Raw genomic sequence first — 24,588 nt, 5'->3', positions numbered from 1 at the left:
GCCCCGGGGGGCGCGTGCGCGGAATCGACGATCGAACGAGGCGCCCCATGCTGCTCGTCGGCGTGGGCGCCTTCGGCCGTGACGTCGCGCGCGCGGCCCGCGGCGCCTCGCTCGTCGCGCTCGACGTCGCCCTCGGCGCGGACGGCAAAACGGACGGCGCCACGCTCGATCCTTCCGCGAAAGATCCATATACGCCCGTCGTGAAGCGCGCCGAGGACGCCCTCGCCGCGCTGCTCGACGTTGGCCATTACCTCGGCTCCTCGTCCCCCACGGACCCGCGTGGCCCGCTCTGCGACGTCCTCGTCGTCGCCGACCTCGGCGAGCCGTCCGTCGCGCCCCTCGTCGCGCCCCTCGCCGCCGCGCTCGCCTCGGGCCTGCGCCGCGCCTTTTCGGCCATCCTCCGCTCCGGCGACGGCGCGCTCGTCGTTTGCCCCCTCCTGGTTTGCCCCCGCGCCGGCGATCGGGCGGTCATCGCGCGGGCCGCCTCCTCCCTCGCCGAGCTGTCCCGCCAAACCTCCTCCTCGGCCCGCGCGCGCCTCGGCGGCCGCATGTATCTCGTCGAGGACCAGAGCGGCAAATACCTCCTCTCCCGCGCCGAGATGGTCCGCTCCTTTGCTGCGTTCCTCTCGACCTTGTGCTTGCCGCCCGTGCGCGACGACGATCGCGGCGTTCGTCGCCTCGTCGAGGACGACGGGCCGCCGGGCACCTTCGCCACCTTCGCCTGCGCGAGCCTCGTGTTTGATCACGCGGCGCTCTCACGGATCGCTGCTGCGCGCCTCGGCCGCGAAATCCTCGCGCTCCTCCGCGCGCCCGTGGATCCGGCCGCGCTCGACATTGCCTCGCTCGCCGCGCCGCTCGTCCCCACGCAGAGCCGCCTCGACACCGAGCTCGGCGAGGCCGAGCCGCTCGCCGAATTGCTCGCGCCGCCGACGATCGACGTCCCCCCGATCGAATGGGACGACGATCCCGAGACGCTCCTCGAACGCAAATTCGGCTCCCTCTACCGGGCGCGCGCCGAGGCCACGATCGCCGCGTTCCGGGACGAGGTCGAGCGGTTCCGCATGGACAAACTCGCGGCCGCGCTCGAACAACGCGGCAAGGTCCGCCTCGAAGGCGGCGCGCGCGCCATCGAGACGCGTGTCGCCGAGCTCGTCGCCGAGCGCCCCACGGGCCACGCGCGGGCGCTCCTGGTTTTACGGGACGCACGCACCCGGGCCAAGGGGTACCTCGATGAGGTCGTCCGCGCGATCGAGGCGCCCGAGCTCTCGCCGCTCCCGGCCTCGCCGCTCGCGGAAAAACTCGCGGCCCTGGAGGAGGCCATCTCCTACCGCCCGCGCCCGCGCCGCATGGTCGTCCTCGGCGCGGCCCTCGGCCTCGTCTCCGCGCTCCTCCTCTCGGGCGTGCTCGTCTCTTCCTATCGCGCCCTGCTCGCGCCCTTCCCACCTTTTTTCGACGCCGTCTCGCCTTTGCCGGCCGGCCGCCTTCGCCCTTTTTTTACCCCGCCCGTCCCGCTCCTCGCCGGCGTCGCCCTCTCGGCCTATTCGACGGGCTATCGGCTCTGGAAGCACCGCAAACGCCACCACAACTGGGCCTGCGAAGCCAGGGACGACCTCGCGCAGTCGATCGCGCGGCACATCCGCGAAGACCTCGTCGGCCATTACGAGCGCCGCTTGCATTACGCGCGCCTCCTCTGGGTCCAGCGCGTCCTCGCCCACCTCCTCGGCCGCATCGAGCAGACCCTCGCAGCGCTCGAAGCCACGCGCGCGGCCCTCGCCGCCGCCGACCGCGCCTTGCACCGCGAAGAACACGAGGGCGAGCGAAACCTCTTTTCCGGGGGCATGCTCGCCTCCTCGGTCTTGCACGCCTCCATCGTCGGCCCCGACGACGTCGACGCCATTTACGCTGAAATTCGCCCGCCCGAGCCGAGCGCCGCGGCCGAACGCTGGCTCCGCGAGAGCCTCGCCGAGCGCCCCTGGACCGAGGCACCGTTCGCGGCGCACGACGACCTCCTCGCCTTTTGCCGCGCCGAGCTCGAATCCTTCGAGAAGACCTCGCCCTTCGAGGAAGGCAAATCCGCGCTGCACAAGGCCGCCGAAGCCTCGGCCAAGGGCTTCCTCCGCCGCCTCTTCCTCAAGCTCTCGCCCGGCCTCGAGCTCGCCCCGAAATACGCGGCCGAGGCGCCCGCTCCGCTCCGCCTCCTCTTCGCGCCGCCCGAGGCGCGCAAGCTCGTCGACGCCACGCTCGCCGAGGGCGGCTTCGAGGGCGCCTGGGACGTGCGTGCGCTCTCGCCGGATCCCGATTCGATCCTGCTCGTCGTCGCGCGCACCGGCCTGCCGCTCGAAGCGCTCGCCCTCGCGCAGCCAGACGATGGGGGCTCCGCTCGGACGAACCGAGCTGCGCCCCCAAACCCCCCGGAGGAATCGTGATCGACGCGATCCTCACGCTCCTCGGCGAATTGTCGCGCCTCGCCCAGGCCAAACCCATTCGCACGAGCCTCGGCGGCATGGCCGTCGCCCTCGCGATCCTCCTTTACCTCGGTGCCCTCGCCAAAGCCCGCTTCGAGCTCCGCGCCGTCCGCGTCTCCACCGGCCCTCTTTTTGCGCTCGCCGGCCTCGTCGTCCTCGCGCTCTCGCTCGTCGTGGCGCTCGTCGACGCCCTGCTCGCCCATTACGACATGCTCCTCATCGAGGAGCGCGTGCTGTTGCTCCTCGCGCCGGGGGAGGGGTGGGAAGCTTATGAGGCCTTGCGCCGGATCCTCGCCCTCGCCGCGGGTGGGCGATTCATGCTCCCCGGCCCCGTGCATTTGCCGCTCGCCTTGCTCCTCGGCGCTGTGGTGTACCTCGGCCTCGTGTTCTGGGCCGCGCGCACGCTCGAAGAGCTCGGCTCGCTCGAACAGAAGCCCGACGACGTCCTCGCGCGCGAGCGGCTCGAACAGCAAAAAGCCATCGCCAAGGCCCTCGCCGAGGGCCGGCCGCTCCCGGTCAAACCCGTCGAGAGCGCGCCGCTCGCCGACGATCGCTTCGGCCGCGTCTTCAAGCTCCTCGGCCACTGGACGAGCGTCGAATACGTCGAGGCGCGTTTCGTGCGCTGGCAAGGTCCGCTCGTATGGGCCCTTTCCGGCCTCGCCGCGCTCGCCCTCCCGGCCGCGCTCGCGGGGCATTTCCCGGCCCCGCTCTGGGTCGGCGCTGCGATTGCGCTCGACGGCCTGCGCAGAAACCTCGCGACCCGCACGAAGAGCCCCGACCCGCCCGAGGCGGAGAAAAAGGAAGAACCGCCCGCGCCGAAGCCCGAGCTCCGCCCGCTCGTCGAGGCCATTCATGCGGCCCAGGGCCCCTTGCTCCTTCCCCCCGAGACGCCCGGCGTCGAGCCCGCCCGCATCTCGCCCGGGACCGATTTACGCGCCAAACGTTTGCTCGACGATCTCTCGCGCGAGCTCGGCGCCGCGAAGGGGCTCTACGTCCACCAGGGCCTCGCGTGCGACGCCTTCGAGGATCGCAAGAATATCCTCCTCTGCACGCCGCCGCTCTCGGGAAAAACCACGACCCTCGACTTGCTCCTGTTTTACGCGCTCCTCGTCGAGGCCGAGAACGTCCTTTGGCTCGCGCCCTCCGCCGCCGCCGCGCGCGTGGCCGAGCGGCGTGTCCTCGCGCGGGCCGAGGCCTTGCGCTGGAAATGGAACGTCCACGCCGCGAACATCGCGTCCGGCGCGGGCGCGGCCGATCCCACGCACGCATCACCGTCGCTCGTCTTCGCCGACCCCGAGGGCGTGCACCGCGAGCTTTGCGGCCGACAAAAAGAATGGTCCGCGTTCCTCGGCGGCCTCGGCCTCGTCATCCTTCCGGACCTCGAGGAATGGCACGGCGCCCCCGGCGCGCACCTCGCCTTGCTCCTCCGCCGCCTCCGCCGCGCCGCCTCGCGCGCCTCCTCTCGCACCTTCGAGCGAGGCGAGCGGATTCGTTTCCTTTGCACGGCCGATCCATCGTTTCGCGACCTCGGCCAGCTCGGCGAGCGCCTCGTCGGCCGCCCCATGCTCGTGCTCGGCCCCGAGGTCGACGGCGCGCCGCGTCCGCCGATCGTCTCGTATTTCCTCCCCCCGCGCCCGCGCGCCCAGGCCGATGTCCATCCCGCCGTGCGCGCGCTCGGCGAATCCCTCGCGCAGGGTTTTTCCGCGGAGCTCTTCGGGTATGACGACGTCCTCTCGCGGGCCGACGTCGCGCGGGCAAACGAATGGACCCTCGGCCGCGACGTCGCGACCCGCGGCCGCGCTTTCGCCGAAGAACGCCACGAGCTCTCGCGCGCCCTCTCCGAGGCCGAAGTCGTCATCGCTCGCGTCCGCGCCGCGACGTACGGAAAGAGCCCGATCCTCGCCGCCCACGTCGGCTTTCGCGCCGCCACCGTGCCCGAAGCGCGCGTCGCCGCCCTCGGCGCCGGCGAGCGTGTCGGCAAGGCCATCGCGCCTCCGAAGCCCGAGCCCAAAGAGGTTTCGCCGGCAGAGCCGGAAACCCCGCAATCACCTGGCGAGCTTCAGGCCGACGCCATCGCGCAGGCGGATCTCGAACGGAAAGTCCTCGTCCTCTGGCAGCCCGATCCCGACCCGTTCTCCTCGCTCCTCGCGGCCGAGCGCCCGCTCTTTCGCCACCCCGACCTCGACCTCGGCTGCGCGCTCGTCGTGGATCCGCTCGCCGAGGCCATTCAACGCGCGCACCTCCGGGCGGCGCTCGTCGAGGCCTCGTGGACCGAGGACGAGCTCGCCGCGGACTTCTCGCGCCCCCTCGTGCAACATGAGCTTTCCCCCGCGGAAGGCGCCTCCATGGAGGCCACGCGCCTCGCGCGGACTGCGCATACCGTCCTCGATCCGGAGACCGGCGAGCGCCGCGAGGTCCTCCGGATCTCCGCGGCCGGCGAGGCGCACCCGGCCCTTTGCTTCGACGTCGCGGCCGAGCCTGCGCGGCTCGTCGATCGCCACACGGGCGAGGTCCTCTACGGCGTCGAGCGCGCGCGTATGCTCTCGGCCGCGTATCCCGGTCGTATCTTCGTTTTTCGCGGCGGCCGGTACGTGGTCAAACCCGCCTCCGAGCAGGACGGCCTCGCTGCCGGCCGCGTCGCGTGCGAGCGCGAGGAGCGTTTGCTCGTCACGAGCCCCATTCGTGAGGTCTCCGTCACGCCGATCGAGCGCCGCAAAGAAGCGTCGTCGAAGGAGGGCAGGGAAGGGGAGCGCGCCGAGCGCCGCGCCGAGCCGCTCCGATCGCTTGGCGGTGCGCAATTCGTCTTCGAGCGCAGGCTCGTCGAGGTCGAGGAGCAGAGCCTCGGCCTGCGCCGCCACGGCCCCGACGGAAAGCCGCGCGACGTGACCCTCTACGCCGAGCCGCTCGTGCATCGTTATGCCACGAAGGCCGCGGTCCTCGCCCTGCCCGAGACCTCGTTCGGTGCGATCGGCGAGGGCACGCTCCACGCGCTCGTGCACCTCTTCCGCGTCACCTTGCCCGCGTTCGTGTGGTGCCGTGAGGAGGACCTGCTCATCGTGCGCGCTGCGCGTTTCGGCGCCGCCGCGACCCCTGCGATCGCATTCGTCGACGCGCATCCGGGCGGCGTGGGTTTCTCCGAGGCGGTGACGCTCGATGTCCTGCGCGTGGTCGCCGGGTTTTCCCTGGCGATCGTCGAGCGATGCCCCGCGCGCTGCGCCGCGCCGGAAGGGTGCCCCTCGTGCCTGCAAATCCCGCAATGCCACGCGGCGCCGGGGGACGAGACGAAGCTCGACAAGCGGGGGGTGCGGGAGCTGCTCGGAAAGATCCTCGGCCGGGGCTAGCGCCTTTCGGGTATCCTCGCGCCCCTCGATGCGTTTCTCCTCCCCGTTCGTCCTCGCGTTCACTGCGCTCGCCGCCTCCTGCGCCGCCGCGCCCACCGGCCCCACGGGCGGCGCTGCCTCGGATCCTCCCGAGGAGCCGCCTGCGCCCGTCGTCCCGCGCGAGGTCCCCGTCGAACCGCCGAGCGGCGCGCTCGGCACCGCCGCGCCCGTCGTGTCGCGCGAAGCCGTCCCGCTCAAAGGGTTGCGGGTCGACGCCCGCCCGGGCGATTTCGTCCTCTCGCACGCGGGCCGCGTCGCCGTCGTCTCCGCGCGCGGCCACCTCGTCGATTATGGCCCCGAGGGCGGCGCGGATGGAATGGTCTCCCTGCAATCCGTTCTCCAGGTCGGCCTCGGCGTCGCGGCCACCGACGTCGTCCGCGTGGAGCTCGTCGGCGAAAAGAAAAATGTCGTCCGTGTCGATCGCGCTGTGCGTGGACAGCCCCTCTCGCACGTGAGTTTTTATTTCTTCGGCCCGGGGGATGCGCTCTGGATCGAGAGCGTCGCCGTCGCCGCGCCCGAGATCGAGCCCGTCGATCCGGGCCCCGTCGGCGCCGCCAAGCGTCTCCCCGCGCTCGCCGTCACCCTCGGCGAGAACATTCATTGGGGCAACGTGCCCACCTGGGTCGAGGGCGCCGGTCCCGTCGCCAGCGCCCTGCATATGCGGACCGAGTTCGTCGCCCGCCACAGCCTCGGCACCGCGTACGCCTTGTGCTCCGCAGAGGGCCCGCTCCTCGCCCGCTTCGGCTCGCCCGAATACGGGTTTTTCGAGGCCGCCTTCACCGGCGAGCGGGTCGTCCCCGTCGTCCACGCCGGCGCCTCCGAGCGACGCCGCGTCGCCGTCACCCTGAGCGACCGCTCCTCCGGCGACGCTGCGCTCGCCTTGCCCTGCCGCGCGCCCGCCGCCCGCCGCCGCGTCTCCCTTCCCACGATTCCCGTGCGCGGCGCCCGTGTCGAGCTCGCCCGTTGCGACGCGGCCGGCCGCCGCCGCGTGTATGCCGAGCTCGCCGCCGACGAGCGCATGTTTGGCAAGACAGACCGTGCGGTCGACCTGCCCGAGGGCTGCATCGACGCCCGCCTCGTCGCGCCGGGCCACGCCCCGGGCCCGTGGATCCGCGTCGAATCCATCGTCGCAGAGGCGGCCCGCGCCAAACCCTCTGCTGGGCGTCTCCGGATTGCCGCGACCGAAGGGGGAAAACCCGTCCCTGCGCGGCTCCTCGTGCGCGGAAAGGAAGGCACCCCCGATCCCGACTGGGGCGACGAGCCCCTCGCCGGCGCGGCCCTCAACGTCGTGTACCTCGACCGCGGCGAGCGTGACCTCTTCCTGCCGCCCGGCAAATACCACGTCGCCCTCACGCGCGGCTTTTCGTACACGGCCCACGAGGAGGACATCGATGTTGCCGCGGGCCGCGACGTCTCCGTCCGCGCGAAGCTCGAACGTGTCGTCGATACAAAGGGGTTCGTCTCGGCCGATCTGCACCTCCACGCCGAGCCTTCCCCCGACGCCCCCGCGCCGCTCGCCGAGCGCGTGCGCAGCCTCGTCTCCGTGGGCGTCGACGTCGCGGTGGCGACCGATCACAACGCCGTCACCGATTACGGCCCCACGATCCGCGAGATGGGCCTCGCCGGGGATCTCATGAGCATCGTCGGCGACGAGGTCACCTCGTCCGCCTGGGGCCATTTCAACGTCTTCCCGCTCCTCCCCGCGTCCCTGCCGCTCCCCTGGATCGGCGTCCTGCCGGCCGAGATCTTCGCCGCCGCGCGCGCGCAAAAGCCATATGGCACGAGCACGCTCCTCCAGGTGAACCACCCGCGCTGGGGCGGCATCGGTTATTTCGAGCTCCTCCGCCTCGATACGGACGACCTCAAGGGCTCACTCGACCGCTCCCCGATCGCCGACATGGGCTTTGATCTGCTCGAGGTCTACAACGGCGACCATTCTCGTTACATCGCCGGCGTGGAGCCGGTCCTGCGCGACTGGTATGCGCTGCTCGACGCCGGCTTCCGCGTCGTCGGCACGGGCAACTCCGATTCGCACAAGCTCGTCTATCACGAGGCGGGTTTGCCCCGGAACATGGTGTTCGTCGGGAACGACGGAAAAGGCCCGGTTTCGGAGGCGGCCTTCGTGGACGCGCTGCGGAAGGGAAATGTCAGCGTCTCGGGAGGGCCCTTCGTCCGGATCGAGGTCGGCGGAAAAACAATGGGCGAGACGATCGCGCCGGGCGAGGCCGAGGTCGTCGTGCGCGTCGACGCGCCGCCGTGGATCGAGGTCGATCGGATCGAGCTCGTCAAGCGCGGAAAAACCCTGCGGACCTTCCCGGTCGCCGGCCGCAAGGGCCCGATCGAGCAACGCAGCCGCGAGACGTTCGAGAAGGGCGACTGGATCCTTGCCATCGCGCGCGGCAACAAGCCCATGGACGCCTACGTGCCCGGCGTCCCGCCGCTCTCGTTCACGAACCCCGTCTTCGTGCGTTGAGGAAAAACCCTCAGCGCACAGGCGTGCTCGGACACGCGAGGGCGGCCTTCGCTTGCCGCGCGTAACGCTCCTCCACCGCGCGCTTCAGGATAGGCTCGTCGACGAACGGGAGCTCGCCGTCCTTGCGCCACCCTTCGAGCACGCGCGTCGTGGCCGCCTGGCAGGGCATCTCCTGCCGGATCGCCCGGCATATCAGCGCCTCCAGGCTCCTCGCGTCGCGCACCGTGCAGGTCTTCGTGTCCTCGCAGTCCTTCGCCGCGTCCTCGCCGCAGGGCCGGCAGTCGAAGGCGTCGAGGTGCTCCTTGGAGGTCAAAGGACACGCCGCGAGATCCTCGCAGGCCTCCGTGGTGCAGGCGGGCAGCTCGGGGACGGCCGGCGTCTTCGGCGCCTCGCGCGGGGCGCTGGCCCCGCTGCCCCCGCACGAGGCGGCGAGCCCCGCGAGAGCCAAACCCATGACGCACCACGCACCCAACCGCCCGAACGCTCGTTTGCCGCCGCGCCGCATCGCCGCGAGGCTATCGCAGGGCCGGGCTCGAAGGGAAGGCTCGGCTCGTGTTTGTCGGCTTGTCGTCGGGCCGCGTTCGTTTTATGCGGAAGACCGTGGATCTGGAACTACAGGGCTCCGTCGTCTTCGTGACCGGCGCCTCCGGCGGCATCGGCAACGAGATATGCCGCGCGTTCCTCGAAGAGGGCGCCTCCGTCGTCGCCTTCTCGCGCCACGGCATGCCCGATGGAGACCCCGCGCGCGCCGTCTCGCTCATGGGCGACGTGCGTGATCCCGCCGCCATGGACCAGGCCATGCGCGACGCCGAGGCGAGGTTCGGCCGGGTCGACGTCTGCGTCGCGTGCGCCGGCATCTGGCCGCCCGACGCGACGCCGCTGCACGAGATGGATCCCGCCCGCGCCCGCGACGTGGTCGAGACGAACCTGCTCGGCGCCCTTTGGACCGCGCGCGCATTCCTCGCCTCCCTCGCGCGAAAAGGCCCCCGTGAAGGCGAACGCGGCGCGAGCCTCGTCTTCGTCGGCTCCACCGCCGGCCGTTTCGGCGAACGCGGGCACAGCGAGTATGCGGCCAGCAAGGCCGGGCTCCGGGGCCTCATGCTTTCGCTGAAGAACGAGATCGTATCGCTCGATCCGCGCGGCCGCGTGAACCTGGTCGAGCCGGGCTGGACCGTGACGCCGATGGTCGAGGCGTGCCTCGCGCAGCACGGCGCGCTCGAGACCACGCTGCGGACGATGCCGCTCCAAAAGCTCGCGACCCCGACGGACGTCGCGCGGGCGGTCCTGTTTCTTTCGTCTCCCGCGATGGCGGGGCACCTCTCGGGCGAGGCGCTCCTCGTCGCCGGCGGAATGGAGGGGCGCGTGCTCTGGTGAGCCCGGCGCGTGCCGATGCAAGACCTCGTCCAGACCTTCCACGACCGGTTCGGCATCCTCCCGCCGGAGGGCATGCTGCCCACGGGTCCGCTCCGTCCTTTCGACGGGACGGCGACGCTCGTCGGCTCCGAGGTCGCGCACGCGCACGGCGTCGCCCTCGCGCAGGACGAAATCGGCCCGTTTCTCCGGACGGCCCCCGAGGGATACTTGCTCGTCGGCTTCTGGGGGCACGGCGTGCAGAGCCACGCCTTTTATTACGTCCGCGTCGACGCGCAAAGCCGCGTCTATTTCCGCCTCCCGCACGGCGGCGTGTACATGGACAACGAGCGCGCGGCGCAGCGCATTCGCGTGTTTTTGACCCGGTATTTTGCGATCGAGCCCATCCTTCGCACCCGGACGACTTCGTTCGTCGCGGTCGACGCCATGGGCGAGGCGCGATACCGGCTCGTCGGCAAGGACGGAACGAAGGTCGAGCTTGATCGCAGCCTGCTCGTCGACGCCTCGTTCGAGGAGCGATTCGCGCCCGTCCTGCCTCCCCCCGCGCCACGTGACGTTTCGTGATACGTTGCTCCGTGCTTGCGAAGCGCGTCGCGTCGCGGTACCGCGTTACCGCATGGGAACGCGCCGCATCGTCCGCACGTACATGACCCGGAGCCCGCTGACCGTTCCGCGCACGACCACCATGGCGCGCGCGATGAAGCTGCTCGACGAGCACAACTTCCGGCACCTGCCGATCGTCGACGAGGCCGGCAAGCTCATCGGCCTTTTGTCGGAGCGCGAGCTCAAGATCGTGGAGAACATGCGCGTCGTCGACGCGGGCATGGCCTGCGTCGAGGACTTCATCCTGGGCCCGCCCTACAGCGTCTCGCCCGAGACCCCGCTCGCCGAGGTCACGCGCACCATGGCCGAGAAGAAATACGGCTCGGCCGTGGTCGTCGAGGGCGATACGGTCGTGGGCCTCTTCACGACGGTGGACGCGCTCCGGGCCCTGACCACGATGCTCGACGAGGTCGAGGGCGGCTAGTCCGCGCTCATTGCACCACGCCCGGCAAGGTGCCCGGGCCATACCGCGCGACGACGCCCTTGCGGCGCACGCCCGCGGCCTTCGGTGCATAAAAATCGCCCCCCACGGCCCAGAACGAGCCTTTCCCGTCCGACCAGGCCGCGTGCAGGTCGTCGTACGGCTCGATCACGAACTCGTCGATCCACGCCCCGTCCACGAGCCGCTGCTTTTGCCCGCCGTCGCCCACGAGGAGCGCCGAGCCCGAGGGGCCGCAGGCGACGCCGCTCACGAGGTTCGTCAGGGAAACGTTCACTTCGGAAAAACCGTCCCCGTCCGAGCGGAGCACGACGGCGCCGCCGACGGCGTACACCTCCTTTGCCCCGCACCCGGACACGGTGAGCAGCTTGCCCTGCGTGGGCGCAGGCTCGACGAGCGACCACGCCGCGCCTTTTTTGCGCCAGATCGTCCCTTTCTCGCCCACGGCATACAGATCCTCCGGCGTGTTGCCCCAGATCTTGTAGAGCGTGCGGCCGAGGGGCGCGCCGGGCAGCGGCTCGGGCTTCCAGGTCGCGCCATCCCAGCGGAGGATGATGTCGTTTGGCGCGCCAACCTCCCCGCCGGGCGTGCCGCCGACGGCGAAGGCCTCGGTCTTCGAGAAGGCCATGACGCCCCAAAGCGTCGCCTCCACGCCAGACGTGTGCTCCGTGAACGACACGCCGTCCCAGTGCGTGATGCGCCCTCGTTCTCCGACAAACCACACGTCGTCGGGGTCCGTGCCGTGCACCCACCAGTACGTCTCGGCGCCGCCCGGGGAGAGCCGCTTCCACGCGGCGCCGTCGAAATACACGACGAGCGTCTCGAATCCGTCATTGCCGAGCGGCCCGCCGACGGCGAACACGTGCGAGGGGCTCGCGCCCCAGATCGAGAGCACCGCGCCGTCGAGGTCCTGCGCATCCAGCACGGTTTGCCAGGCCGAGGGCCCTGGATCTCCGCCGCTCCCGCCCACCCCCCCACCGCCACCCGCGCCTCCGCTGCCCGCGTCACCGCCCTGGCCGCCTGCGCCGCTGCTTTGCTGGGCTCCGCTCGACGCCGCGCCGCCGCTGCCGGAGGCCTCGGAGGGGCCGCAGGCGGGCAGGACGAACAGCGTGGCGAGGGTCAGGGGCAGGGCGAGGGCGCGAGGCATGGGGAGCCATCGTGCCTCATCGAGGTTGCGAACGTAAAGAGCCGCGCCCGCGCATGGGAGATGCTCAAGGATCCGCGAAGACCTCGTCGACCGTCGTCGCGGAGAGCAGGCGCAGGATCCACGCGTCGAGCGTGGCGCGGCTCGCCCCGGTGATCCGCGCGTCGGCGTCCGCCGAAATCTCGCCGAAGCGAGCCCGGAGCAGGGTCCGCAGCGCCTCGCGGCGGCCTTCCTCGCGACCTTCTTCGCGACCTTCTTCGCGACCTTCTTCGCGTGCGTTCTCCTTCAGCTTTGCGAGCTCCGTGTTTCCTTTTCGTTCGAGCGCGCGCACCACCTCGTGCTCCGCGTTCTGCGCGTCGAGCAGCGCGCGCACCGCAATGGGCCGGACGAAGCACGGATCTTCGAGCATGCCGTCCAAGAGGAGCGGCACGAACGCGTGTTTCTCCGTCGACCACTCGCAGACCTCGCGGCGCTTGACGAAGATCGCGAACACCCGACGAACGCCGCGCTCCGCGAGATCCTCGGCCTTCTCGACCACGTCGCGCACGCTCTGCTCGTTCACGATCTCGAACGAGCTCTCCTCCAGGAAACGCCGCCCTGTGGCAGGATCCTGCCCTTCCCGCCGGATCGATAGGTCGGTCGCGAAGTTCGAGCCTTCGGACACGCGGGTGAGCAGCTCCGTCGAGGGCCGGTAGCCCGGTCGGACGTGCGGGAGGATCAAAAAATCCAGGCTCGTCTGCAGGTCCGCGTGAGGTTCGAGCGCCGGCTGCGCGACGACCTTGCGGCCGCGGATCATCTCGTCCCGCGTCGTCTCGGGCATGACGACGTGCTCGTCGACCGGCGGAAAACGCCCCGGGCGGGAGCCTGACGGAGGGAACGACAGCGCCGCGCCGCCGCCGCGAGACGGCGCGAGGAGGACCGTCGACCGATCCGGCTTGGGATCCATGCCCCTCAACTTAGCAGACGCGAACCCTCTTCGGGAGCCCCAAAACGCGCTTCTCACCCTCCGCGGGCAAACCCCTCGCGTCCGCCGAGGATCGGCTATAGTCCCCCGCCGTGGACGCGCGCCGAATGCCCCCGAACGAGGTGCCGCGAGCGCGTTTCTTCGCGTTCGTCCTGGCCCTTGCCGTGTTCGTCGGGTGCGGCGCGCCCGACGAGCCGCCGGGACGCTCTGTCGAGGGGCCGGAGCCGGCCGTGCCTGTGGCGTCGCTCGCTTCGGGCGGCGCGCTCCCGCTCCCGCCCGAGCCCTCGGCCGCGAGCGAGCCCGAGCCCGAGGGCCCCGCGCCGGCGGACCTCGAGCCGGGCCAGGGTCACGAGCTCGCCAGCATCGCGATGCGCAACTTCGTGTACATCGAGCCCGATTACCAGTCCACGCGGCTCGGATACCTGCGCGCCGGCGCCATCGTCCCGCGCGCCGCCGAGCCAGCCGGGTTCAAGCGGTGCAAGGGCGGCTTTTATCGGATCCACCCGCGTGGTTACGTCTGCGTGGGCACGGGCGCGACGCTCGACACGAAGCACCCGATCGCCCTCGCGGCCGTCCGCGGCCCGCGCCGGGGCGAACCTTTCCCGTACCATTACGTCGTTTCGCGCAGCCCCCCGCCGCACCTCTACGTCCACCTCCCCACGCCCGAGGAGCAACGCACCGTCGAGGGCCGCCCCCTCGGCGCCCGGGGCATGAATGCCTGGATCGTGCAGGAGATTGGCAGGACGATCGGCGACGCCGATCCGATCTCCGCGTTCCTCGAATCCGGTCGTGATTTGCCGAAGCCCGCGGGCGCCGAGGAGAAGGTCCGGTTCCATGCGCACCGCGGCCGCGCGAAGGCGCGCTCGGCCTTCGGGCTGATGGCCTCCTTCGATTGGACGGGCCGCCGCTTCGGCCTCACGACCGAGCTCGACCTCGTGCCGATCGATCGCACGCGGCCCGCGCACGTCTCCGAGCTGCGCGGCGTCGTCTTCAAGGCCCCGGGCGTGCCGGCATTCGTCATGCACCAGGGCCTCCGCGCGCTCCGGGCCGACGAAGAGGGCAAGCTCCGGCCTGCGGAGTACGTCCCTTTCCGGAGCGGCTGGGTGCTCACGGGGCGCGCGTCGAGCGGCGGCGCGCATCGCGCCGAGGGCAAACCGGGCGAGGCGCTCGCGGCCTACCTGGAGACCACCGAGGGCGTGTGGCTCGCGGCGAGCAGCCTGCGGATCGGCCGGCTCGGGCAGGATCTCTGGGGCCACGCGAAGCGCGGCAAGCGCTGGATCGACATCTCGATCGAGCTGCAGATGCTCGTCGCGTATGAGGGAAATACGCCGGTGTTCGCCACGCTCGTCTCCACGGGCAAGGGCGGGCTCTCGGACCCGGAGATCACGGGCGCCACGGTCCAGGGTACGTTTTTCGTGCAATCGAAGCACGTCACGGCGACGATGGACGGCGATCCGGCGAGCGAGGCCGCCTTCGAGCTCCACGACGTGCCTTACGTCCAGTACTTCCACCAGAATTACGCCATTCACGGCGCTTACTGGCACGACGAATTCGGCAAGGCGCGCAGCAATGGCTGCGTGAACGTCTCGCCCGCAGACGCGGCCTGGCTCTTCGAGTTCACCGATCCGCCCGTCCCGGCCGCGTGGCACGGCGCGATGACGCCCGCGGGCGGTACGCTCGTGTACGTCCATCCTTGAAGAGGCGCTCCCTGGAGAGCACGATTGGTACCCGCGCTTCCCACTTGATCCTTCTTCCCAGCATGGGTTAGATCTTCGAGATTTCGTGTCTCATTTTTCGCTGACGGAAAGGACGAAGGTCATGCGGGCTCTCCGGGCCGGATTCTCCCTATCACGTGCTGGGCTTTGTGGTTCCCTCCTCGTGCTCTTGTGCGCCGGTTGCGGGGCCGAGCCGACGGGCGGTCCGCTCGGCGGAGGCAGCGGTATCGACCTCGACCCGGTGCCCCCGGACGTCGACGATCCGCAGGATGTCCGGCCGTTCCCGCCCCTCCCGACGGGCCCCGAGGCGCGCCCCGACCCGCCGCCGCTGCCGTCGCAAGGCGCCACGTCGTTCCTCTCCGCCGACGAGCCTTGGCTCCAATGGGGCGAAGAAGAGGAAGAAGAGGAAGAGGAAGAAGAGGAGGAAGAGGAAGAACGCGAGCTCGAGGAGGGCGATATCTATCGTGTCCTCAGCGACGGCATGCTCCTCAACCTGAACCTCTATCGGGGCCTTCAGGTCATCGACATCGGCGACCTCTCGGACACCGAGATCGTCGGCCGTTTGCCCATTCAGGGCACGCCCGTCGAGATGTACGTCGACGGCGATCGCGCCGTCATCCTGCTGAACGAGTGGTCCGGCTACGAGGGGCACCCCGAGAAGCTCGTCGTGCAGAACCGAACGGGCGGGACGATTTTGCTCGTCGACGTCGCCGATCGGCACCACCCGAAGCTCCTCTCGCAGCGATACATCCCGGGCAGCATCCAGACGAGCCGTTATGCGAACGGCCAGTCCAAGGATTCGCTGTACGTCGCCGCCAGCGAATGGAAGTACAAGAAGGTCGACGACGAGTGGCAATACGTGCTCACGAGTACCGTGAAGAGCTTCGACGTCGCCCCCACGAAGCTCATCTCGAAATCGGAGATCACGCTCGGCGGCGACGTGACGGACGTGCACGCCGAGGGCGACGTCCTGCTCGTGGCCCGCGGCAACTCCGCGTGGTCGGACCAGAGCAGCAATGTCGCGGTCGTGGACATCTCGAACATCAACGGCTCGATGACCCTGCGCGACGAGATCACCGTCCCGGGCTTCGTGCGCTCACAGTTCCACATGGATATGCGCGGCGACGTGCTGCGCGTCTTCTCCGGCCCGCGGTGGGGCGTCGGCAAGCAGAGCCACCTCACGACGTTCGACGCGTCGAACCTCGACACGCTCGTCCCTATCGATCATGTCGCCTTCGGGACGGATCAGGCGATGTTCGGCGCGATCTTCCTCGACGATCGGGCGTTTGCCGTGACGTACATGCAGACGGATCCGTTCCACGCCTTCTCGGTCGGGGCGGACGGCAGCGTCGAGGAGAAGAGCGAGTTCATCGTCTCCGGGTGGAATGATTTCTTCCGGCCTGCGTTCTCCGCGTCGCGCCTCATCGGCATCGGGGTGAACGACGAGAATGGCTCGCGCAAGCTCGCGGTGAGCCTCTACGACATCACGAACCTCGAGAACCCGAACCCGCTCGTGACGCGGTCGGAGGTCGGCGGGCAGGGCGGCGGATGGAATTGGTCCGAGGCGAGCTGGGATCACCGCGCGTTCACGGTGTCGGACAATGCGGTGAACGTACTCTCTCCGAGCGGCGAGACGGAGACGGGCCTCGTCCTCCTGCCGTTTTATGGGTATCAGTACGGAGCGGGCGGGGCGTGGGAGGCGAAATCGGCGGTCCAGATCTTCACGTTCTCGAACCATACGGTGACGCGGCGCGGGGTCATGTTGCACTCGGATCCCGTGCGCCGCACCTTCCGCTTGCCGAACCAGAATGGTGCGAACCTGTCGGAGCGCGAGCTCCGCGTCTACGACCAGACGAACCCGGACAGCCCCGTCCTGCGGGATCAGCTCGAGCTCGCGCCGGAGTTCAGCGAGGTGTTCCCGGTCGGCAATTCCCACATCGCGAGGGTGAAGGAGCCGAACTGGTTTTACTGGTGGTGGGATCCGAACAGCCCCAAGGTCGTGGAGATCGTCCCCAAGGGCCAGGATGTCGAGCTCGCCACGCCCGTCGCGAGCTTCGGGGTGCCCCAGAATGCGTCGCTCTTCCCGGTGGGCGACAAACTCGTCGCGGTGACGTCGATCCCGAACAACTGGCCGAACTACCAGACCACGGCGCGTGTCTTCGATCTCTCCGACCCCACGAATCCCACGGAGGTCGGCTCGCTCGTCACGGACGACCTGCCCGGCGTGCAGACGTTGTACGAGGGCAACCAATACGCCTCGTCCGTCCGCGTGATCGGCGATTCGCTCGTCTTCACGAACGCCGAAGTCGTGTGGCACGAGCCGATCCACGTGAGCCAGTGCTGGGAGTACATCCTGACGAACGCCGATTGCTTCGGCGAAGAGGGCTGCACATACCTCGCGGGCCAGCGTGATTGTTACGAGATCAATGGCAACCCCGAGGTGTGCGTCGGCGGTTTCGCCACCTGCACGGACCACCCGGACGCCGAGCCGTCGTGCGTGCCGCTCCCGGAGGGCGCGACGCCGGAGCAGCTCTCCGGTTATTGCTACAGCACCGAACAATCCCCCACCACCTCGCGATACTCGTTCAAGGTGCTCGACCTCTCGGATCCCACGGATCCGAAGGTCAGCGGCGTCGTCCAGACGCCCGTCGACGAGGATGGGGTTCGTTTGCTCGACGACGGCAATTCGCTCTACGTCACGGTCAAGAAGTCCGTGGATGTGCCGCTCGATGCACGGCCCTACGCGCAATACTTCGTTCGTCGCCTCGACGTCACGAACCCCGCGTCGCCCGTCCTCGGCCCGGCGATCAACGTCCCGGGCGAGATCGTCGCCAAGCAGGGCGCGGTCCTCTTCACGCAGGACAAGCTGTGGGGCCAGCAGTTCGTGGATTCGGGTATCGCCAAGCTCGAGCTCTCGGGCGGCCTCGCGCATCTGCAGAACTACGAGCACCTGCCGTTCCGCCGGGTGAACTCCTTCGGCGTGGACGAGGGCGGCCTGCCCGTCGCCGTGCACGGGCTGCAATGGCAGCCGCACGCGTACTCTTACGCGAACATCTCCCCCTCGTTCTCCGTCTTCGCGCCGCGCCCGAACGGCGACGATTTCGTCGCGCTATCGACCACGCTCCTGCCGTCCTACCTCTGGCTGCAGCACGTCGAGCGCAACCGCGCGTTCCTCTCGACGTACGACGGGGTCCTGATGGTGAACCTCGACGCGCCGGAGACGCCGTTCGCCCAGGCCTTCTTCAAGACCTGGTATTATGGCGGCTCGGCCGCCCCGCGGATCCTCGACGATGAGGTCTACCTCCCCGCGGGGCCGTCCGGCATTCAGCAGCTCGGGATCAACGCGTCGAACCTGCTGCAAACGCCCTGATTCAGGGTACCTCGAAGGCGCCGATGCCCGTCGGCGCCTTCACGCGCACCCCCGCCCAGGCACACACGGACGCGGCGCGGCTCAGGGCGCCGCCATCTCCAGCGTGGGCTTGGGCTTCTGGCCCGGCTTGGTCTTGCGCACGATCTCGAGGAGGTCGTGCTTCTGCTTGCCGTATTCCAGCGTGATGACCTTCTCGGTCGCCTTCTGCGCGCTCGTGCCGAAGTCCTCGAACACGATCACCTGCACCTTCGTCCGCGTCGAGGCGCGGTTCCGGTCCGACGCGAAATAATGGGCCTGGATCTTGTACCTGCCGTCCGTCGCGTTTTTCAGGACGTACATCTCCGGGCCGTAGCCCTGCGTGACGTCGAGGGTGAGCATGCCGCCGATCTGCGTCTGGCGATTGCCGAAGTAGCAGACGTCGCCGTTCGGCTCGGTCACGTGCAGGTCGATGTCGGTCGCGTCCGTGTTCCAGGTGATCATCACGACCAGATCGGCGCTCTGGAGCTGGGTCTCGCGGGCCACCTGGGGCAAGCGGCCTTTGACATACTCGGGGACGCTCGTTTTGAGGTCGCCGCGGGCCGCGCGCTGGAGCAGGTCGAAGTATTCGAGCGCGAGGATCTTGCGGAACTCGCCGAACCGCGCTTCCCATTGCCCGGCGAGGCCGACCTCGAAATACGCCATCGCGAGGTCCGTGCGGCCGAGCCGCGCGAGGGTCTGCGCCATGGCGCGGTAGGTCTGCGGCTCGTAGGGGCGCGCCACGGCGACGCGGCGGAAGAGGTGGAAGGCGTCTGCAGGCAGGCCGAAGCTCATCGCCGTGACGCCGATGTCGCGCGCGAGCACGGCGTCGCCGGGGTTCTCCTCGACGAGCGAGCTCAGCGCTTTGAGGGCGTCCGCGGGCCCGAGCGAGGCGCGCCGACGCTCGGCCTCGGTCGTCATGCGATCGTAATCGAGCTTGTGCGCGGCGAGGTCGGCGAGCACGGGGGCCGGGATCGATTTCTTGTCGCGCGATTTCACGGCGAGCGGGGCTGCGTCGACGCGGAAGCTCTCCTCGGGCATCTGGTTCAGCGCCTGGCGGAAGGAGGGCGGCACGGTGAGGCTCACGCCGGGCGTCGAGGGCAAACCATCGATCCAGCGCAGGAACGTGGCTTTGGGATTGCCGAGCGCGGAGGCCGAGAGGGCCAGCGTGTCGTCGACGATCCGCGACGCCGCTGCGGATTGGATGGACCGCGCGAAGTCCTCGGGCACGATGCCGAAGCGCTGGTAATCGGCCTCGGACTCCAGCATGAGCAGCGACGAAGTTTTGCCGGGGACGCGGAAGTGGATCGAATACGCCTTCGCCATGGTCTCGGTGGCGGGCGCGAGCTCTTCGATTTGCGCGACCGCGATCTGGCCATACCCACGGATGGCGAGCGGGGAGGGGATCGCCTGGCCGAGGGGCGCCTTCACGACCTGCGTGCCGCTGCCGGATTCGAGCGTGAGCTCGACGGCCGCGTCCTTCTCGGGCGCGCCGCGGCCGGCGACGCGCAGGGTTTGTCCGGGGAAGACGAAGCGGGGACGGCCGGCGAAGAGCACATCGCTGCCGCCGGCGACGCGCGCCGAGACCAGACGGAAGGGGCGGCTCTTGTGCGCGGTCGAGGCCTTCTGGACCTCGGCGTCGCCGGTGACGGAGAAGAGCGCGCCGCCGGTCTCGCGCGTCAGCAGCGTGAGCGCGTCGACGTCCGTACCCGCGAGGCCCGTTTGGTACGCGTAAATCGCGCGGACCGGGGTTTTCTGCAGGCGCCGCGTGATCATCTGCGCGTCGGGCTCGCCCCAGGTCGCGGCGCCGTCGCTGAGGAGGAAGACGTCGAACTGCGGGGCGCCCGGCGCCGTCGCGGCCCGGCCGAGCGCGGCGCCGAGATCGGTCGCGCCTTCGAGCGCGAGGCCCTGGGCGAACGTCTGGAGCTCGCGGCGCGAGGCGGCGTCGTTCGCGACGAAGCGCGGCTTCCAGAGGGTCTGCTCGATGTTGAAGAAGAGGACGTTGTAATGCTTGATCGCGTCCTCGTTGTTCGCGAGGATCGCGTCGAGCAACTTCAGCCATACGTTGAAGCGGTCGGGGTTCGACGAGAGCGAGGTGTCGACGAGGAAAAGCGCGTTCTCCTCGCCCTTCGCCGCCGCCGCCGCGGGGAATTGCGGCGCGATGTCGGCCGCGAAATACGGCCCCGTCGCTGCGTCCGTGGCGACGACGTGCGCGGCGCCCGGCTTTTTGATGCGGAGCGTGACCGTTTTTCCGGACGGATCGTCGAAGCGATAGAACCGTTTGTCCGGGCCCGAGAAGGCCGGCACGGCCGGCGTGACGTCGACGGACGCGCCCTGCGGGGCTGCGACGGCGAAATCGATCGCCTTGCTGCCGACGTTCTCCGGCAGATCGAAGCTGTATTCGAGGTCCTCGCCGATCCGCGTGAGCGGCACGTCGTAGCCGAGGACGATGCGGTGGGATTTGCCCCCGACGAGGGGGAAGACGCGCGTGTTGAAGACGTTCGGGCCGGCCCATTCGAGCAGCGCCGGATCCACGTTGCGGCGCACGGTCTGCGTGTAGGCGAGCGCGGCCTTCTCCTTCGGCACCATGCGCGCCTCTTTCACGCCTTGCCATGCGGACTCGCGCGCGCGGCGGATCTCGGCCGGCTCGCCGCCCATGCCTCGAGCACGGTCGGCCGGGAAAAACGCCGGCACGGCGTCGCCTGCGATGGCCATCGCGTCCTGCCCGAACGCGAAATAATACGGCGACGCGCCCACGGGCAGGCGGAGCTTGAGCGTGCCTTCGTAGGTCTCCGGGCGGTTGTTCTTGACGACGATGTCGAGCACGACGCGGGCCATGAAGCCGTCGATCGCGACCTTGGCCTGCACGCTGCGCACCGGCAGCGCCTCGCGATCGCCGATCTCGACGCGCACTGCGTGCGCTCCGCTCTGCGCGCGTTTCCACGTCGTCGCCTCGTCCGAGCCCGCGACGCTCTTGGGCTTCGCCGCGGCCGCGCCTTTTTCGCTCGACTTCTGCTCGACCGCGAAGCGCGGCGCAGCGCCGCCGCCCGGCGCTTGCTGCGGCGCCGAAGTGGGCATGGGCGCCGCGGCGCTGGGCTCCATGGGGGCCGCCGGGGCCATCGACGGAGGCGGAGGCGGCGCTTCGGCTTCTGCTTGGTCGGCGTCGTAGGGGGCCTCCGGCGCCGCCGCCGAATCCATGGATTCGAGGGAGGGGGTGGCCTCCCCAGCGGCCGCGGGGGCTCCCGCCATCGAGGCCGGGGGCGAGCCGCCGCCGCAGCCGCCCGCGGTCGAGGCGAGGGTGGCGAAGAGCGCGAGGAGGACGAGGAAAGCACGCGCGCGCGAGGTCATGGCCCGAGCATAACGGAGGTCGATGTCGGGACTTACAGGAAGATCGACGGATCGCGCCGCGCGTGGCGTATCCTCGCGTTAGGACTTTGGTTTGGGGTTTTGGAGGAGACATGAAGCTCGGCAGCGTGGCGACCGAGACCCTCGACATCGTGGCGCGGGACAAATACGAGAGCGCCGGGGGCCTGCACGTCCGGATCGGCGCCCTCGTCGAAGCCGCCGCAGCGGGGACCGTGCTCTACGCGCCGGGTGATCTCGCAGGTGCCGAGCCTCGCGAGCGGCGTCCTGGAGCGATCCGCGTCGAGGTGACGGACGAGACGACCGCGGCCGCGGGGCAGAGGCTTTGCCGCGAGGGAGAGGCGCGCGTCGCCGCGTTGAATTTCGCATCGGCGAAAAATCCGGGCGGCGGATTCTTGGGGGGCGCCAAGGCCCAGGAAGAGGACCTCGCCCGATGCTCGGCGCTTTATACCTGCCTGCTCCGGCAGCCGAAGTATTACGAGGCAAACCGCGCGACGGCGTCGATGATCTACACCGATCACCTCATCTACTCGCCCGACGTGCCGTTTTTCCGGGACGACCGGCTCGTGCTCCTCGACGAACCCTTCACGTTGTCGATCGTGACGGCGCCGGCCCCGAACGCGGGCGAGGCGCTCCGCCGCGACAAGAAGGCGGGCCCTGCGATTCGTGAAGCCCTCGAGCGGCGTGCGGCATATGTCCTCGCCGCCATGGCCCTCCACGGGCACCGCACCCTCGTGCTTGGCGCGTGGGGCTGCGGCGTGTTCCGCAACGACCCGCGCGAGGTCGCGGACGTCCTTGCGAACGGGATCGCGCACCCGCGCTTCGAGGGCGCCTTCGATCGTGTGGTTTTCGGCATCTACGATCGCAGCGCGGGCCGGCAGACGTTGCGCGCGTTCGAGGAGCGGATGGCGAACCTGTGATCGGCCTCTTGTGCCGCGACGCGCTTCCCGGCACGATCGGCCGACGCCTATGGCTTCGATCTTCCGCCCTCGTCGCTCTGCTGGATCCGCGCTCGTCGCTGCGGCGCTCGGGCTCGCCTCGTTCGCCCTGCCCGCGCCGGCGGACGCCCAGGTGTTCCCCGCGGCTGCTGCGTGGAAGCCGCTCGTCCGGGGTGGCGTGCGGCTCGCGGATCCACCGGGGGATGCGGGGTCTGCGCCCGACGTCGTCAGCGACCCCATGACGGGCGGCGCGGCGGCCTACTTCGCGGGCGACGCCAATTTCCTCTACCTCCGGCTGCGGATCAACGACGCGGTGCTCCAGGCGCCGCCCTCGGATTTCAAGGCGTATGGCTGGGTTTGTCTCATCGATACCGACGGCAACCTCGCGAGCCACGAGCTCTCCATCGGGGTCCTCGGGAGCACGGACGTCGTCGAGCTCCGGCGAAACACGAGTCCGCAGAACGATGGATCACCCGCGGACATCTCGGAGCTTCTCGTGAAGAGTTACCCGGCGTCGACGCACGCGCGCGCTGTCGCGGCTCCCACGATGGTGAGCGGAGACTCCGACGTTTTCATCGACTGGGCCGTCGTGCGCGTGGATCTCAACATCGCCAACCTGGCGCCGTTCCGGCTCGTGTGTGGCTCGTCGAGCGACGCGCAGAGCCTCACGGGCGACCTGATCTCGGACAAGGGCGCCCTCACGCTCGCCGAGCTCGTGGCCGATCCGATTGCCTTTTATGGCGCGACATGCCTTTACGACTGCTCCGATTTCGGAGCGCCCTGCGACGTCGGCGTCGGAGCCTGCCTCGCCACGGGCTCGATCCAGTGCGACGGGCTCACGAGGTCCTGCGACGCGTTCCCCGGCGAACCCGGCATCGAGACGTGCAACGGGATCGACGACGATTGCGACGGCGAAACCGACGAGGATTTTCTTCTCGGCGAGCCGTGCGACGTGGGCATCGGCGCCTGCGCGGCGTCGGGCGTCATGGTCTGCACCAGCGACGAGCTTTCGAGCGAGTGCAACGTCACCCCCGGGACCCCCGGGACAGAGATGTGCAACGGGATCGACGACGATTGCGATGAGCTGACCGACGAGGATTTTGATGTCGGCGAGGCCTGCACGTCCGGGCTCGGCGTATGCGAGGCGACGGGCGTGAAGGTGTGCTCGGGGGCCACGACGACGCAATGCGACGCTCAGCCCGGCATACCCGAGGCCGAGGCGTGCAATGGCATCGACGACGACTGCGACGGCGTCGTGGACAATGGGCTCGGGCTCGGCGATCCGTGCACGGTGGGCGTGGGCGCGTGCCTCGCGCAGGGCGTCGTCGTCTGCGACGCGTCTTTCGGCACGACGTGCAACGCGATGCCGGGTTTGCCCTCGAACGAGACGTGCAACGGCGTGGACGACGACTGCAACGGCGTGACGGACGAGGGCTGCGCGGACACGGACGGCGATGGGCTGACCGACGCGGAGGAGGCCCTGCTCGGCACGGATCCGAATGACGCCGACACGGACGACGACGGCGTGCCGGACGGCGCCGAGCCGTCGATGGCCGAGGACACGGACGGCGACGGGCTCATCAACGCGCTCGATCCGGACAGCGACGGCGACGGCCTCTTCGACGGCACCGAGATGGGTTACGGTTGCGACGAACCCGCGACGAACCCCGCCGCGATGACCTGCGTGCCCGACGGTGATCTCGGGGCCACGACGACGGATCCGACGAAGGCCGACACCGACGGCGGCGGCAAACTGGATGGGCTCGAAGACGCGGATCACGACGGCGTCCTCGATCCGGGCGAGACGAACCCGAACGATCCTTCCGACGACGCGTACGCCTGTTTCAAGGACGTCGATTGCGGCAATCCCGTGAGCGGCTCCGTTTGCGAGGCGGGCGTTTGTGTGCCCGGCTGCCGTGGGGAGGGGGGCAATGGTTGTCCTTATGGCGAGGTGTGCTCGTCCTCGGACGCGTCGCGCGGCGTTTGCGCGCCCGCGCCGAACGAGTGCGCGAAGGACGCCGATTGCGGCGCGGCAGACAGCGGGCGCGTCTGCGACATCCCCGCGCGCCTCTGCCAGGCGGGTTGCCGCGGCGCGGCGGGCAACGGTTGTCCCGCGGGATCGTTCTGCACCTCGGAGACCTCGACGCCCGGCGTCTGCGCCCCTCTGCCCGTCGTGGACTTCGAGGGCAACGGCGTGTTCTGCGAGGCCGCGGGCGCGGGCAGGGGACGAAGGACCGGGGGCGTGCCTTTCGCGCTCGTCCTCGGGCTCTCCACGTTCGTCGTGAGGCGCCTCTCCCGGGAAAAACGGCGCTCCCGCGGAGAGATCGAGGGGTGACCCCGGCCCCGGC

Annotated in this window: 14 protein-coding genes; 10 read left to right on the top strand and 4 right to left on the bottom strand. The window is 69.9% G+C overall.

Going from position 1 to position 24,588, the window contains the following annotated elements; translation table 11 throughout:
• Positions 1 to 47 precede the first annotated feature (47 nt).
• The 3 genes from QHF89_RS28540 to QHF89_RS28530 are packed head-to-tail and all read left to right on the top strand — an operon-like array spanning position 48 to position 8,318.
• Entirely contained in the window at positions 48 to 2,426 is a 2,379-nt protein-coding gene (locus QHF89_RS28540) for a hypothetical protein (protein WP_136968274.1), read from the top strand.
• Positions 2,423 to 5,806: a Zn-binding domain-containing protein gene (locus QHF89_RS28535; RefSeq protein WP_136968275.1), complete on the top strand. Its 3,384-nt coding sequence runs from the start codon at positions 2,423 to 2,425 to the stop codon at positions 5,804 to 5,806. Before QHF89_RS28540 ends, QHF89_RS28535 begins: the two co-directional genes overlap by 4 nt.
• 28 nt (positions 5,807 to 5,834) lie before the next feature.
• A complete protein-coding gene (locus tag QHF89_RS28530; protein ID WP_136968276.1) occupies positions 5,835 to 8,318 on the top strand; it encodes a CehA/McbA family metallohydrolase in 2,484 nt (827 codons plus the stop codon).
• A 10-nt stretch (positions 8,319 to 8,328) separates the two neighbouring features.
• Here the strand turns inward: QHF89_RS28530 and QHF89_RS28525 are convergent, their stop codons facing one another.
• The gene (locus QHF89_RS28525) at positions 8,329 to 8,772 is read right to left on the bottom strand and encodes a hypothetical protein (protein WP_136968277.1); all 444 of its coding nucleotides are present in this window, start codon (positions 8,770 to 8,772) and stop codon (positions 8,329 to 8,331) included.
• Positions 8,773 to 8,918: 146 nt separating this feature from the next.
• On the opposite strand from QHF89_RS28525, the gene QHF89_RS28520 reads away from it, so the two are divergent.
• Genes QHF89_RS28520 through QHF89_RS28510 form a run of 3 tightly spaced genes read left to right on the top strand, consistent with a single transcriptional unit; the run spans position 8,919 to position 10,716 of the window.
• Entirely contained in the window at positions 8,919 to 9,692 is a 774-nt protein-coding gene (locus tag QHF89_RS28520) for an SDR family NAD(P)-dependent oxidoreductase (RefSeq protein ID WP_170229461.1), read from the top strand.
• A gap of 9 nt (positions 9,693 to 9,701) precedes the next feature.
• Complete coding sequence (locus QHF89_RS28515) at positions 9,702 to 10,253, top strand: hypothetical protein (protein WP_136968279.1); 552 nt, start codon at positions 9,702 to 9,704, stop codon at positions 10,251 to 10,253.
• 52 nt (positions 10,254 to 10,305) lie between these two features.
• Positions 10,306 to 10,716: a CBS domain-containing protein gene (locus QHF89_RS28510; protein ID WP_136932361.1), complete on the top strand. Its 411-nt coding sequence runs from the start codon at positions 10,306 to 10,308 to the stop codon at positions 10,714 to 10,716.
• Between the two features lie 7 nt (positions 10,717 to 10,723).
• Here QHF89_RS28510 and QHF89_RS28505 read toward each other — a convergent pair whose 3' ends face one another.
• Together QHF89_RS28505 and QHF89_RS28500 are read right to left on the bottom strand one after the other, a co-directional pair.
• A complete protein-coding gene (locus QHF89_RS28505) occupies positions 10,724 to 11,878 on the bottom strand; it encodes a sialidase family protein (protein WP_284721041.1) in 1,155 nt (384 codons plus the stop codon).
• 64 nt (positions 11,879 to 11,942) lie between these two features.
• On the bottom strand, positions 11,943 to 12,821 hold the full coding sequence (locus QHF89_RS28500; RefSeq protein WP_136968282.1) for a PDDEXK family nuclease: 879 nt from the start codon (positions 12,819 to 12,821) through the stop codon (positions 11,943 to 11,945).
• Positions 12,822 to 12,931: 110 nt separating this feature from the next.
• On the opposite strand from QHF89_RS28500, the gene QHF89_RS28495 reads away from it, so the two are divergent.
• Positions 12,932 to 14,536, top strand: a complete 1,605-nt coding sequence (locus tag QHF89_RS28495) for a L,D-transpeptidase (RefSeq protein ID WP_284721040.1) — start codon at positions 12,932 to 12,934, stop codon at positions 14,534 to 14,536.
• A 181-nt stretch (positions 14,537 to 14,717) separates the two neighbouring features.
• Positions 14,718 to 17,924 carry a beta-propeller domain-containing protein gene (locus QHF89_RS28490; protein WP_284721039.1) on the top strand — a complete coding sequence of 1,069 codons (3,207 nt, stop codon included), beginning with the start codon at positions 14,718 to 14,720 and terminating at the stop codon, positions 17,922 to 17,924.
• An 81-nt stretch (positions 17,925 to 18,005) separates the two neighbouring features.
• Here the strand turns inward: QHF89_RS28490 and QHF89_RS28485 are convergent, their stop codons facing one another.
• A complete protein-coding gene (locus tag QHF89_RS28485; RefSeq protein WP_136968284.1) occupies positions 18,006 to 21,287 on the bottom strand; it encodes a DUF2135 domain-containing protein in 3,282 nt (1,093 codons plus the stop codon).
• A gap of 110 nt (positions 21,288 to 21,397) precedes the next feature.
• Between QHF89_RS28485 and QHF89_RS28480 the strand changes: the two genes are divergently transcribed.
• Positions 21,398 to 22,222 (top strand): TIGR02452 family protein, encoded by an 825-nt coding sequence (locus QHF89_RS28480; RefSeq protein WP_136968285.1) that lies wholly within the window; start codon positions 21,398 to 21,400, stop codon positions 22,220 to 22,222.
• Between the two features lie 49 nt (positions 22,223 to 22,271).
• Positions 22,272 to 24,575, top strand: coding sequence for a MopE-related protein (locus QHF89_RS28475; RefSeq protein WP_136968286.1), 2,304 nt, complete (start codon positions 22,272 to 22,274; stop codon positions 24,573 to 24,575).
• The last annotated feature ends 13 nt before the right edge of the window (positions 24,576 to 24,588 follow it).

Source organism: Polyangium sorediatum, from assembly GCF_029946465.1.
GTDB classification, from domain to species: domain Bacteria; phylum Myxococcota_A; class Polyangia; order Polyangiales; family Polyangiaceae; genus Polyangium; species Polyangium fumosum.
This window is presented reverse-complemented; position numbering and strand designations above follow the sequence as displayed.